We start from the raw sequence: 12,417 nt of genomic DNA on the forward strand, positions 1-12,417 counted from the left end.
GCAGCATCCTGGAATAGGAAGGCCGATTGAAAGTCGGCCTTCAGGCCACCACATGGATCAACAGTTGGGGATTCATGTCTATGCCGTGGACTTACGCGGGTTTGAAAAGGAACGCGTTTGGCGTGATCCTGTTCATTGGTTTGTTCGCGGCGATGGTTCCGTCGGCTCTGAACAAATGGGCGAATGACGCAAGTCCGATCCGGTCGGTCGACCGGTCGATGCAACGATCAAAAGTGGACAGGGTAAAGGGCGCAATATCCAATATCTGCTGGTCCTTGAGAACGGTTCGACGGTCCTCGTTTACGACGACCTCCCGCATCTGATCGGCTCGCGCGTAGGCATCGAGCGCGTCACGCGCGACAATGGCTTCGTCTTTTACCGGTTTGCAAATTGAACGACGATCGATCGATAAGCTGTTTTCAAAGGTGAAGCGAGTGACATGGCTTTTTCGGGGAATCGCTCTTGAACAATGCCCCTATGCTACTCAACTCTAAGATATGGGGCCGACAAATATTTCTCTTAGAACCCGCATTCTTTTGCTTCGGGAAGAGTTTCGCGACAGAGTTGTTGGCATCACAATTTTGTGCGCGCTCGCTCTCGCGATCGCTGTGCCGATTGTAACTAGGCAGAACAGTCCGATCACTGGCACACAACTCGTAGGACGCACCGTCGAAGATGTTGCGACGATGCCTCTAAATCCGAAAGGTTCCGTCGGACATGGACTTTATTATAGATATGAAGTCCGCCTCCATGACGGCAACGCTCGGATATTTGTCGATGGTGAGGTGGAAACACCCCACATGATCGGATCGGAAGTCTCGATCGAAGAACAGCAACGCCAGGACGGTACCACCACCTACCGCCTGCTCAACTACTGAGCAGCCCTAAAGCCGCCCCAGCCTTTCCAGCAACAGCGCGAAAAACGCATCATGGTCGATGTCGCGCATTACCATGGCGTTCTTCGGCCGCTTGGTCACCCCCCACCAGTCGATCACCGTCATGCCCATCGTGAGCTCCGAGGCGGTTTCCACGCTGACATTGCAGTTGCGACCCTTGAACAGCTTCGGCTTCAGCAGATACGCGATCACGCAAGGATCGTGCAGCGGGCCGCCGTCGGTACCGTATTTCTCCTCGTCGAAACGTTCGAAGAATTCCAGCATGTCCGCGGTGGCCGTGCCGACCCTGGTGCCGAGCTTGCGGAAGGCCTTCGTGCGCTTGGCGGTGGTCAGCGCCTTGTGGGTGACGTCCAGCGGCATCATCACGATCGGAATGCCGGATTTGAACACGACATCGGCGGCATGCGGATCGACATAGATGTTGAACTCGGCGGTCGGCGTGACGTTGCCGCCCTCGAAGAAGCCGCCGCCCATCAGCACGATTTCCTTGATGCGCGGCGCGATTTTCGGCTCGCGGATCAGCGCCAACGCAATGTTGGTGAGCGGCCCGAGCGCGCAAAGCGTGATCGTGCCGCTCTCCTCCCTCATCAGTGTCTCGACTATGAAATCGACCGCATACTCTTCCTGCAGTTTCATCTTTGGTTCGGGCAGTTGCGGCCCGTTGAGGCCGGTCTTGCCATGCACTTCCTCGGCGGTGACCAGTTCGCGCGCCAGCGGCCGGATGGCGCCTGCATAGACCTTGACGTCCGGCCGGCCGGCCAGCTCGCAGATCTTGCGGGCGTTTTTTTCGGTAAGTTTCAACGGCACGTTGCCGGCCACCGCGGTGATGCCGACGATCTCCAGCTCGGCGCTGCCGAGCGCCAGCAATATGGCGACGGCATCGTCCTGGCCGGGGTCAGTGTCGATGATGATCCTGCGGGATTGGGGCATTTCAATTCCTTGTTTTGGCAAGTCTTTTTGGGCGGGACGTGTGACGGCTTGAAGTCTGCCGGGCGGCGGACCATATCAAGACCATCGGGAAAAATGCCATCCGGGTTTTTCCACTTTATGTCGCTCTTGAGAGGACACTGTAACATGAGCCGAATGACGCCTTTTTCCAGCCCGCTTCTCCTCGGTTTCGATTCCATGGAAAAGACGCTGGAGCGCTTGGCAAAGTCCGGTGACAGCTATCCTCCCTACAACATCGAGCGCCTCAGCGGTGCCGACGGCAAAACCGAAAGGCTGCGTATCACGCTCGCCGTCGCCGGTTTCGCGGAAAGCGATCTCGATGTCACAACGGAGGAGAACCAGTTGGTCGTGCGCGGCCGTCAGAACGACGACACCGAGCGCGAATTTCTCCACCGCGGCATCGCCGCGCGCCAGTTCCAGCGCTGTTTCGTGCTGGCCGACGGCATGCGGGTGATTGCGGCGGAATTGAAGAACGGCCTTCTGTCGATCGATCTCGATCGGCCGGAATCCGAACGGCTGGTACGAAAAATAAACATATCGGTGAAAGACTGATTTTTGCCGATAGCTCTCATGCGGGATGGCCTTGAGCGGCGTCTCGCGGCAAGGAGGCTTGAAATGACCAGAACTAACGAGAATATCATCATGACCAGCGGCGAATTCGCCCATCTCGGCGAAGGTTCGGTCGCCTATCTCAGGAAAGTGTCGAGCGACGATCTGCGCGGCCGTTTCCCGGGCCTCGGCGAAATCGCGCCGGGTCTGGAACTGTGGGCCCTGTTTGCCGCTAATGGCCAGCCGATCCTGCTTTCGGACGCTCGCGACCGGGCACTGGCTGGCGCGCTGGAAAACGATCTGACCCCGGTCGCTATCCACTAACGTCGCTATCCACCAACATTGGCGCCATCGACTGACAAATACGGCGCAGCGATCTGGCTGGAAACGGACAGGGCCGCTCACGGCGGCCCTTCAAAGGATTTAATCAAAACCTCAAGCGGCGTGCGAGGCCTGCGTGTCCGACAGCAGCGCATGGATGGCCACGGCGTCGCGCGTGCCCCTGATCTTGGCAACCGTGTCGGCGTCGCGCAGCACCCGCGCGATGCGCGACAGCGCCTTGAGGTGGTCGGCGCCGGCACCTTCGGGAGCCAAAAGCAGAAACACCAGGTCGACCGGCTGATCATCGAGGGCCTCGAAGTCCACCGGTGTCTCCAGCCGGGCAAAAACGCCGGCGATCCGCTTCACCCCAGCCAGCTTGCCGTGCGGAATGGCGATGCCGTTGCCGACGCCGGTGGAGCCGAGCCGCTCGCGTTGCAGGATGGTGTCGAACACCTCTCGCTCCGGAATGCCGGAAATTGCCGCCGCCCTTTCGGACAGCAATTGCAGCAGCTGCTTTTTGGAGTTCGCCTTCAACGCCGGCATGATTGCCGGAACGCTGACGAGATCGCTCAGATCCATGCTTGAAATCCCTTGTTCGCCTGCCGTCGCCAGTCCCCACGCTCGCGTGCGGCTGGTCTTTACCCCTGCGCGACCTTGGCCGTGGACGGGTCGATCCAGCCGATATTCCCGTCCGGCCGGCGATAGACGATGTTGAGATGGTCATTTCCGGCATTGCGGAAGACCAGGACCGGGCTGTCCTTGGTGTCGAGTTCGATCACCGCTGACGCCACCGACATGGTCCGCAGCGTCATAGTCGATTCGGCGACGATGGCCGGCGCGAAATTCTCCGGTATGTCCTCCTCGTCGTCGGCAAGCGGCGCCATCACCGTATAGGCGACGTCGGTGAGCTCGCCGTTGCTATTGCCTGAATTGTGCGACTTCAGCCGGCGCTTGTAGCGCCTGAGGCGCGTTTCCAGACGGTCTGCCGCGGTATCGAAGGCAAGCGTTGGATCCTGGGCATCGCCGGTCGCCTGCAGCGAAGCACCGGAGTCCAGCCGGATCATGCAATCGGCCGTGTAGCGCGACCCCGATTTGACGACTACGATTTGCCCTGAAAAGCCCCGATCGAAATATTTCCCGATCACTTCCCCGACACGGTCGTTGATGCGCGTACGGAACGCATCGCCGATATCCATGTGTTTTCCCGATATGCGCAGTGTCATCTGAAAACTGACCTTCCTTGCTCAGGCTTCAAACTGTCCCGAGTTTATACTCGTGGTCCGCGCGCACAAGCTTTTGCGGCGTCACTTGCGCCGATTTTAGATCCGAACTTTCCGGTTGATCACAAGCCGCCTTCTTGGCCGTCCCGTGGCCTACGTCGTGACGGACCATCTCTCGTGCGGGCATCGGCGAACTCAAATCCACTCGCCAGCCCGTCTCATGCGGGCGGGCTTCTAGCCACTTCGTCGCCGCTTGTCAATGAAGGGCGAAAGCTGTGGAAATTCCGCCGGAGATCAACGGCCGGCGCTGGCCAAAGCGCGTTTTTCGCGCCGCCGCTGCACCGAAGAGGGTATGTTCATGCCTTCCCGGTATTTGGCCACCGTGCGCCTGGCGATGTCGACGCCGCTTTCCCGCAGCATGTCCACGATGGCATCGTCGGAAAGCACATCGATGGCTTTCTCCTCGTCGATCAGCTGCTTTATGCGGTCGCGCACCGCTTCCGACGAATGCGCATCGCCGCCACCTGACGAAGCGATCGAGGCGGTGAAGAAATAGCGCAGCTCGAACACACCGCGCGGCGTCAGCATGTATTTGTTTGCCGTGACCCGGCTGACCGTTGATTCGTGCATGCCGATGGCGTCCGCCACCGTGCGCAGGTTGAGCGGCTTCAGGTGCCGCACGCCGTGGACGAGAAAAGCGTCCTGCTGGCGCACGATCTCAGAGGCCACCTTGAGAATGGTCTTCGCCCGCTGGTCGAGGCTGCGCGTGAGCCAGTTGGCGTTCTGCAGGCATTCGGCAAGGAAATCCTTTTCCGCCTGGTTTTTCGCATGTGGCGTGACCTGGGCGAAATAGATGTGATCGACCAGCACGCGCGGCAGCGTCTCGGCATTGAGCTCGACCGTCCAGCTGCCGTCATTGGCTGCACGCACCTCGACGTCGGCCACGATCGCATCGCTGGCACCGCGCGAAAACGCCATTCCAGGCCGCGGGTCGAGCGCCCGGATCTCGGCCAGCATGTCGAGCAGATCCTCCTCGTCGACGCCGCAAATCCGCTTCAGCGTCTGGAAATCGCGCCGTGCCAGGAGTTCGAGATTGGCGATCAGCACCTTCATCGCCGGATCGAGCCGGTCGCGCACGGCCAGCTGCAGCAACAGGCATTCGGCGAGGTCGCGGGCGAATATGCCGGCTGGCTCAAATGTCTGGCAGACCGCCAGGACCGGTGCCATCGCCGTGGCGTCCGTGCCGAGGCGGGCGGCGATCTCGGCCATGTCGGCACGCATGTAGCCGGCCTCGTCGAGGCCGTCGGCAAGCTCGCCGGCGATCAGGCACGCCGCCGGATCAGCAAAGGCGAGCGCCACCTGCTCGCCGACATGGTCGCGCAGCGTGATGGCCGCCGCCGCCATATCCGCGACGTCGAAGCCGTCGGAGGAAGAGGTGGAGCCGTTGCCGGACGCCGATTTCCATTGTGCCGTCAGGTCGGGCCCGAGCCGCTCGCTCGTACCAGGATCGTCAGGAAACAGGTTTTCCAGCGACGTATCGAGCTTTTCCGAGATCGCCTCGGCGCTCCACGCCGTTTCCGCCTCGAACCAGTCGCCGTCGGCAGCCGGTTCCGATGCGGCGTCGCCCTTCTGCGCCTGGTCGCTGGCGGCGTCCTCCTGCGGTTCGGCGCGTTCCAGCAGGGGATTGCGTTCGATCTCGTCGTCGATGAAGCGTTCCAGCTCGAGATGGGTGAACTGCAGCAGGCGGATCGACTGCATCAGCTGCGGCGTCATCACCAGCGACTGCGACTGTCGTAGCTGTAGTTTTGCCGCCAACGCCATGGTTCGGTTTCAAACGCTCCGTCTACGCACCCGCACTGCTGGAAGGAATTTTCCAGGCCAGCATAGAAACTGGCCCGGCTTTTGCTTGTCAAGGCGAGGAGCGGTAAAACTCGCCTGTCGGAGCGTTTTCAGGCAGAAAATTGAAGAAAAAGCTGCTGGACTACGCCGGAAATCCCGCTCGAGCCGGAATTTCGCACTTAGAGCGTAAATCCCTCGCCGAGATAAAGCCGCCGCACATCGGCATTTGCGACCACTTCGTCGGCTCGACCATGGGTCAGCACCTGGCCGGCATGGATGATGTAGGCGCGGTCGATCAGGCCAAGTGTCTCGCGGACATTGTGGTCGGTGATCAGAACGCCGATGCCACGTGCCGTCAAGTGGCGCACGAGCTGCTGGATGTCGGCGACGGCGATCGGATCGATGCCGGCGAAAGGTTCGTCGAGCAACATGTAGGCGGGGCGGGTTGCCAAGGCGCGGGCAATTTCGAGGCGTCGCCGCTCACCGCCGGAGAGCGACAGCGACGGAGCCTTGCGCAGATGGCTGATGTGAAATTCCTCGAGCAATTCGTCGAGCAGGCGCTCACGCTCCTTGCGGCTCTTTTCGACCACTTCGAGCACGGCCCGGATGTTTTGCTCGACATTCAGGCCGCGAAAAATCGAGGCTTCCTGCGGCAGATAGCCGATGCCGAGACGGGCGCGGCGATACATCGGCATCGACGTGACGTCGAAACCGTCGATTTCGATCGTGCCTTCATCGACCGGCACCAGGCCGGTTACCATGTAGAAACAGGTCGTCTTGCCGGCGCCGTTGGGGCCGAGCAGCCCAACCGCCTCGCCGGCGCGCACGCCCAGCGTCACGCCGCTGACGACTTTGCGGCCCTTGTAGCTTTTGGTCAGCCCCTTGGCGATCAAGGTTCCCTTGAACTTTGCCGCTTCGACGGTGACCCTGGCCGGTGCCGCAAGTTGGCTGGCGGCGCGCCCTGGAAGACGCGCCAGCAGCGACGATATGCCGGTCATCAGGGTTTCGCTGCTCCAGACTTCGCCGGCGGCGTGATCGACATCATGACGCGGCCGCCGCAGGCGTCGACCTGGGCAAGGCCGCTCTTCATCTGCACAGTGAGCTTGCAGCCGACAAGCACGTTGTCGCCTTGCGAGAGCACGACCTTGCTGCCCGAAAGCACCAGCACTTCGGTCTTCATGTCGAAAGTGCCGCGGTCGCCGGTGGCAACCTGATTGTCCGATTTGATGTAGACCTTATCGTCGACCTCGAGATGGTCGATGTTGGCGGATCCGGTCATTGCCGCGGCACCCGCCGGCTGGGCGCTTTTGGCGGCGCCTGCATCCCTGACGTAATAGACCGTCATTTTGCCGGCCTTGAGCACAGTTGGACCCTGGACGACGTTGACGTTGCCGGTGAAGACGGCAACGCTTTCCGCTTGGCGCACCTCGAGCTTGTCGCTTTCGATCTGGATCGGCTTGTCGCCCGACAGCCTGAGGCCGGACATTTGGCTGGTGGCCTTGGACTGCGCCAGCGACGGCGCCGTCCCCAAGGTCAGCCCCAAGGTTAGCAACGCCGAAATCGCGGCGAGGCGCCGTGCCGAACTACTGAACCGCATTGGTCTCTCCGCTCTTTGCCTCTGCCGCCTTCAAACTGGCGGGATCGATGTCGACGCGCACCTTGTTCTCGAAAACCAGGACCTTGCCATTGTCCTGGACCGACATCGAATCCGCCCTGATCCGCGACCCGCCGCGGCTGACATCGACGGGCTCGCTTGTCTTCATAGTGCCTTCGCCCATGTCGAGATAGACTGATTTGAATTTTGCCACCACACCATCCGTCGTCGACACGGTCACATCGCTGGTCAGGCTGAGCGTGTTGCCGTCGCGATCGTAGGTGCCGTGCGTGGCGTTGATGGCGGCCGTGTTGTCGGCCGCAATCGGCAGCTTGGCCTTGATGCCTTCCAGATCGATGATGCCCTGTTTGCTGACGTCCTGTATGGCGCGCAGGGCCGTCATCGAATAGGGCAGGTCCTGCTTGGTGAAGCCGTTGAGCTTGGGATTGGCCATCACCAGCTTGCCATCGGCAAAGGCGCCGCCGTCGGCCTGCACCTCGATTGCAGCGGGAGCCATGAGATAGGAATAGACCGGAAACGCGACCGCAATCACGGCAGCGACCAGCGGCACGGCCAGCTTGAGGATACGGACCCGGCGCGAATGACGCTGCGCAACGTCAAACGCGTCGACCCGCGCCCGGCCTGCGGCCTTGGGAGCCAACTCCGTCTCGGTGTTGGTCGGTTCGATTGGTCCCGCTAACATGACTGCTTCTTCTAAACCCCTGCCCGCCAGGCCGCCCTATAGGTGGGGTGCCGGCGCCCTCAAGCAAGCACAAGCCGAGGAAAACCGCAAAAATGTGACAGCCGCCCCTGTACAATGAAAATGGCCCCAGCGCAGCCTGTACCTCATACCAGATATGGGCGCACAGTGTTAGAGCCTGTAGAACGTGACAGGTTGAGGCTTGCCGCGAATGCCTAAGACGGCCTTTGGCGCAAGGCCGTCAGGAAACGGTAGCCGGGCGCGAATGGTTGCTTTAAAAGCATCTGCTCCCACCGACTACGAGGCTGACCATGGCATTGAGAGCCGACGACCTGATCGACCGCCGCCGCTTGCGCCGCAAGCTGACATTCTGGCGTGTTGCGGCGATTATCGTCGCAGCAGCCGGACTGATCGCCTTCTCGGCATGGATCTATGGTGACGACTTCACCGGCGCGGCTGTCGACCACATCGCCAAGGTCAAGATCGAAGGTACCATCACCGAAGACGAAGAACTGATCAAGCGGCTGGAGGCAATCCGTCAGTCGCCGCGCGTCAAGGCTGTGATCCTGTCGATCGATTCACCCGGCGGCACCACCGTCGGTGGCGAGTCGATCTATGAGGCAGTGCGCAAGCTCGCCGCCGACAAGCCGGTGGTGGCCGAGGTCGGCACGCTCGCGGCTTCGGCGGGCTATATGATCGCCACCGCGGCCGACCATATTGTCGCACGCAAATCCTCGATCGTCGGCTCGATCGGCGTGCTGATCCAGTACCCGGACGTCAGCGGCCTCATGGACAAGCTCGGCGTCAAGCTGGAGGAGGTGAAATCCTCGCCCTTGAAGGCCTCGCCTTCTCCCTTCAAGCCGACCAATGACGATGAGCGCGCCATGGTCCGCAAGCTCATCCTCGACAGCTACGACTGGTTCGTCGGCATCGTCGCCGAGCGCCGCAACATGACCAAGCCGGAGGCGCTGGCGCTCGCAGACGGGTCGATCTTCACCGGCCGGCAGGCGGTCACCAACAGATTGATCGACGCGGTCGGCGGCGAGGCCGAAGCAATCGACTGGCTTGCAGGCAAGGGTGTCGATGCCAAGCTCAAGGTGGTGGAATGGAAGGACACGGAAAAACGTGGTGGTTTCCTGTTCTCCAAGGCGATGGCGCAGACCGTCGGTGCTGCGCTTGGCCTGCCCGGCCATGGCGGCGACGTCCTTCACGAAATTGGAGCGGACCGCTTGTTTCTTGACGGTCTCGTTTCCGTCTGGCACCCTTGAGGAACCGCTTGGGACGAGTGAAAAACCAAATAAAATCATTCTGATAATTTCGGCGGCACTGCTTTTACGGGGAGCCTTTTCATGATCAAATCCGAACTTGTGCAGATCATCGCCACGCGTAATCCGCATCTTTTCCTGCGCGACGTCGAAAACATTGTCAGCGCCATCTTCGATGAAATCACCGACGCGCTTGCCGAGGGCAACCGGGTCGAGTTGCGCGGCTTCGGCGCGTTTTCGGTGAAAAACCGCCCTGCCCGTACCGGCCGCAACCCGCGCACCGGCGAATCCGTAGAGGTCGAGGAGAAATGGGTACCGTTCTTCAAGACCGGCAAGGAATTGCGTGAAAGGCTGAACGGAGGCAAATAGGCGCGGCGCCCGCCACCGCTCCCGCCTTTTCTTCCGAACGGAAAAACATGTTCAATCGCTTTCTCCTCATCGTGGTTTTCGTGCCGCTGGCCGTCATCCTGATTGCGTTGGCCGTCGCCAACCGCGAACCGGTCGCCTTCACGCTCGATCCGTTCAACCCCGGCAATCCGGCGCTGACGCTGACCATGCCGCTCTTCATTTTCCTATTCCTGGCGCTGGCCATCGGCATGATCGTCGGCAGCCTGGCTACCTGGACCAAGCAGGGCCGCTACCGCAAGCTGGCGCGCCAGCGCGGCGCCGAGGCAGAGAACCTGCGCCAGGCGGTCAGCCGCGCGCCCACCGCGTCGCAGGGCCCAGCCTTGCCGAAGCCGACGAACTGAGCCGCGGCTCGGGCCTGAAGCACAACCGGCCTAGTTCTCCACGGAGCCTTTCATGCTGACCATTTCCGCCGCCGAGGTCGACCGCGCGCTGACCTTTTCCGGGCTGGTCGAGACGTTGCGCGCCGCTTTTCGCGATGGCGCCGTGCAGCCGGTCAGGCACCATCACACGGTTGAGCGGCCCGATGGCGCCGCCTCGACGCTGCTTTTGATGCCGGCCTGGACCGACTTCAACGCAGCCGGCACCTCGGCCGATGGCCATATCGGCGTCAAGATCGTCACCGTGTCGCCCGACAACAATGCCGTCGGCAAGCCCGCGGTGATGGGGCTTTACCTGTTGCTCGACGGCGCCACCGGCGAGCCTCAGGCCTTGATCGATGGCCAGCGGCTGACACAGTGGCGCACGGCCTGTGCGTCGGCGCTGGCCGCCTCCTATCTGGCCCGCGCGGACGCATCGCGGCTGCTGATAGTGGGCGCCGGCGCGCTGTCGCCGTTCCTTGCAAAGGCGCATTCGGCGGTACGTCCGATCAAGAACATCCGCATCTGGAACCGCACGCCGGCCAACGCCGAAAAGGTCGCGGCAAGATTGCGTGCCGAGGGTTTTGCGGCCGAAGCAGCAGGCGATCTCGACGCCGAACTCGGAAAGGCCGATATCGTGTCGTCGGCGACCATCACCACCATGCCACTGATCAAGGGCGCACTCTTGAATCCCGGCGCCCATGTCGATCTGGTTGGCGGCTTCACGCCGGCGATGCGCGAAAGCGACGACGACGCGATTGCACGCGCCCGGGTCTATGTCGACACCCGCGCCGGCGCCACCAAGGAGGCAGGCGATATCGTCCAGCCGCTGGCCTCCGGCGTTCTGAAGCCGGAAGCCATCGTCGCCGATCTCTATGAACTGGCGCGCGGCCAGAAAAAAGGCCGGCAGAACGACGATGACATCACGCTGTTCAAGTCGGTCGGCGCGGCCCTCGAGGACCTCGCCGCCGGCATTGCCGTGTATCGGGCAAGTGTAGGGCAGTAGGGCAGTAGGGCAGTAGGGCAGTAGGGCAGTAGGAAACCGTGCTAATCGTGCGGCGCCGCGCCTAGTGCTACTTTGCTCTCGCCTACTGCCCTACTGCCCTACTGCCTTTGCCAATAAACCCGCAGCCGGTGGCTGTCGGGATCAAGCGCGACGAAGGTGCGGCCGAAATCCATGTCGGTCGGCGTCTGCAGAATTTTCAGCCCGCGGCCGGCCCACTCGGCATGGGTGGCGTCGACGGCACCCGGCGTGTCCAGCGCAAAGACGATCTCGGCGCCACCGCCTGCTGCCGCGGCGGCCGGTTCCACGGTGTGACGCGACCAGAGGCCGAGCTTGAAGCCGTTGTCGAGCACGAACAGCACGAAGGTCGGCGAGGTCTCGACCGGCTGCCGCCCAAGCAGCGCGCTGTAGAAGGCGCCGCTTTGCTCAGGCTTGTCGACAAAGAGGATGACGAAATTGGGCGGTGTCATGAATTGCTCTCCAGATGGTTTCGACTGGAGGAGCATACCGTACGCCACTGCCAGATTCTGGCAGCAGTCTCAACTGAGCAGCAGCCTTAGCTTGGCGTGTCGAGCGTCGCCCGCCATTCTTTGAGCAGCACCTGACGGCGACGCGGATAGCGCATCTCGGTGGCATTGAGGCCGGATATCCGGTCGGCGCGAAAGTGCCTGAAATCCTGGCGCATCTCGCACCAGGCCGCGACGACGCGCACCTTGTCGAAGAAGCCGAGTGCGAACGGCCAGACGGTGCGCTCGGAGGCAGCGCCGCCGGCGTCGCGATAGACAAAGCTCAGCTTGCGCTCCTCGCGGATGGCCTGCCGCACCACGCCGAGATCGATGCCTTCGGTGACCTCGGTGCGCGACCCGACCAACAGCGTCGAGGCGTCGAGCTCTTCGCGCAAATCGTCCGGCAGCACCGCGGCGATCTTGGCCAGCGCGTCGGTGGCGGCGTTCGCAAGCCGCCAGTCCGGCTGCTTGGCCACCCAGCGCGAACCGAGCACGATCGCCTCGATCTCCTCATCGGTGAACATCAAGGGCGGCAGCATGAAACCGGGCCTGAGCACGTAACCCAACCCCGCCTCGCCCTCGATCGGCGCGCCCTGCCCCTGCAGCGTGGCGATATCGCGATAGAGCGTGCGGATCGACACACCCATTTCGCCCGCAAGGCTGCGGCCGCTGACCGGCCGGCGATGCCGGCGCAGGATCTGGATCAGGTCGAGCAGGCGTTCAGCACGGGACATGAATCATGACCTAGTTTCAATCACGATAGAGCCCCAGCACTTTCGGCGGCAAGCGACATGGTGGCGGACGGGAACGTC

The 12,417-nt window shown here is 62.0% G+C and carries 16 protein-coding genes; 7 read left to right on the forward strand and 9 right to left on the reverse strand.

Annotated elements, in window-relative coordinates:
• Nucleotides 1-52: 52 nt before the first annotated feature.
• Nucleotides 53-187 (forward strand): hypothetical protein, encoded by a 135-nt coding sequence (locus NKJ73_RS02425; protein ID WP_352568224.1) that lies wholly within the window; start codon nt 53-55, stop codon nt 185-187.
• 697 nt (nt 188-884) lie between these two features.
• Here the strand turns inward: NKJ73_RS02425 and NKJ73_RS02430 are convergent.
• On the reverse strand, nt 885-1,826 hold the full coding sequence (locus NKJ73_RS02430; RefSeq protein WP_352453985.1) for a nucleoside hydrolase: 942 nt from the start codon (nt 1,824-1,826) through the stop codon (nt 885-887).
• Nucleotides 1,827-1,970: 144 nt separating this feature from the next.
• On the opposite strand from NKJ73_RS02430, the gene NKJ73_RS02435 reads away from it, so the two are divergent.
• Nucleotides 1,971-2,396, forward strand: a complete 426-nt coding sequence (locus NKJ73_RS02435; RefSeq protein ID WP_023675270.1) for an Hsp20 family protein — start codon at nt 1,971-1,973, stop codon at nt 2,394-2,396.
• A 63-nt stretch (nt 2,397-2,459) separates the two neighbouring features.
• Complete coding sequence (locus NKJ73_RS02440) at nt 2,460-2,717, forward strand: BQ00720 family protein (RefSeq protein ID WP_023675269.1); 258 nt, start codon at nt 2,460-2,462, stop codon at nt 2,715-2,717.
• A gap of 111 nt (nt 2,718-2,828) precedes the next feature.
• Here NKJ73_RS02440 and ptsN read toward each other — a convergent pair whose 3' ends face one another.
• The 6 genes from ptsN to lptC form a co-directional block, all read right to left on the reverse strand.
• Nucleotides 2,829-3,293 carry a PTS IIA-like nitrogen regulatory protein PtsN gene (ptsN, locus tag NKJ73_RS02445; RefSeq protein WP_023675268.1) on the reverse strand — a complete coding sequence of 155 codons (465 nt, stop codon included), beginning with the start codon at nt 3,291-3,293 and terminating at the stop codon, nt 2,829-2,831.
• A gap of 59 nt (nt 3,294-3,352) precedes the next feature.
• Nucleotides 3,353-3,937, reverse strand: a complete 585-nt coding sequence (hpf, locus tag NKJ73_RS02450; RefSeq protein ID WP_023675267.1) for a ribosome hibernation-promoting factor, HPF/YfiA family — start codon at nt 3,935-3,937, stop codon at nt 3,353-3,355.
• A gap of 291 nt (nt 3,938-4,228) precedes the next feature.
• Complete coding sequence (gene rpoN / locus NKJ73_RS02455; protein ID WP_352568225.1) at nt 4,229-5,755, reverse strand: RNA polymerase factor sigma-54; 1,527 nt, start codon at nt 5,753-5,755, stop codon at nt 4,229-4,231.
• 197 nt (nt 5,756-5,952) lie between these two features.
• Nucleotides 5,953-6,771, reverse strand: coding sequence for an LPS export ABC transporter ATP-binding protein (lptB, locus tag NKJ73_RS02460; protein ID WP_023675265.1), 819 nt, complete (start codon nt 6,769-6,771; stop codon nt 5,953-5,955).
• Entirely contained in the window at nt 6,771-7,370 is a 600-nt protein-coding gene (locus NKJ73_RS02465) for an LptA/OstA family protein (protein ID WP_023675264.1), read from the reverse strand. Before NKJ73_RS02465 ends, lptB begins: the two co-directional genes overlap by 1 nt.
• Nucleotides 7,357-8,070 (reverse strand): LPS export ABC transporter periplasmic protein LptC, encoded by a 714-nt coding sequence (gene lptC / locus NKJ73_RS02470; RefSeq protein WP_352568226.1) that lies wholly within the window; start codon nt 8,068-8,070, stop codon nt 7,357-7,359. Before lptC ends, NKJ73_RS02465 begins: the two co-directional genes overlap by 14 nt.
• Before the next feature lie 308 nt (nt 8,071-8,378).
• Between lptC and sppA the strand changes: the two genes are divergently transcribed.
• The 4 genes from sppA (at nt 8,379) to lhpI (ending at nt 11,102) form a co-directional block, all read left to right on the forward strand.
• Nucleotides 8,379-9,335, forward strand: a complete 957-nt coding sequence (sppA, locus tag NKJ73_RS02475; protein ID WP_352568227.1) for a signal peptide peptidase SppA — start codon at nt 8,379-8,381, stop codon at nt 9,333-9,335.
• Between the two features lie 81 nt (nt 9,336-9,416).
• Complete coding sequence (locus NKJ73_RS02480; protein ID WP_023675261.1) at nt 9,417-9,701, forward strand: integration host factor subunit beta; 285 nt, start codon at nt 9,417-9,419, stop codon at nt 9,699-9,701.
• A 47-nt stretch (nt 9,702-9,748) separates the two neighbouring features.
• Nucleotides 9,749-10,081: a LapA family protein gene (locus NKJ73_RS02485; RefSeq protein ID WP_023675260.1), complete on the forward strand. Its 333-nt coding sequence runs from the start codon at nt 9,749-9,751 to the stop codon at nt 10,079-10,081.
• A gap of 52 nt (nt 10,082-10,133) precedes the next feature.
• Complete coding sequence (lhpI, locus tag NKJ73_RS02490; RefSeq protein WP_352568228.1) at nt 10,134-11,102, forward strand: bifunctional Delta(1)-pyrroline-2-carboxylate/Delta(1)-piperideine-2-carboxylate reductase; 969 nt, start codon at nt 10,134-10,136, stop codon at nt 11,100-11,102.
• A 98-nt stretch (nt 11,103-11,200) separates the two neighbouring features.
• Here lhpI and NKJ73_RS02495 read toward each other — a convergent pair whose 3' ends face one another.
• Complete coding sequence (locus NKJ73_RS02495; RefSeq protein WP_352568229.1) at nt 11,201-11,569, reverse strand: VOC family protein; 369 nt, start codon at nt 11,567-11,569, stop codon at nt 11,201-11,203.
• An 86-nt stretch (nt 11,570-11,655) separates the two neighbouring features.
• Nucleotides 11,656-12,339 (reverse strand): helix-turn-helix transcriptional regulator, encoded by a 684-nt coding sequence (locus NKJ73_RS02500; protein WP_352468341.1) that lies wholly within the window; start codon nt 12,337-12,339, stop codon nt 11,656-11,658.
• Nucleotides 12,340-12,417: the final 78 nt, after the last annotated feature.

The organism is Mesorhizobium sp. M0074 (assembly GCF_040322975.1).
Lineage (GTDB): Bacteria > Pseudomonadota > Alphaproteobacteria > Rhizobiales > Rhizobiaceae > Mesorhizobium.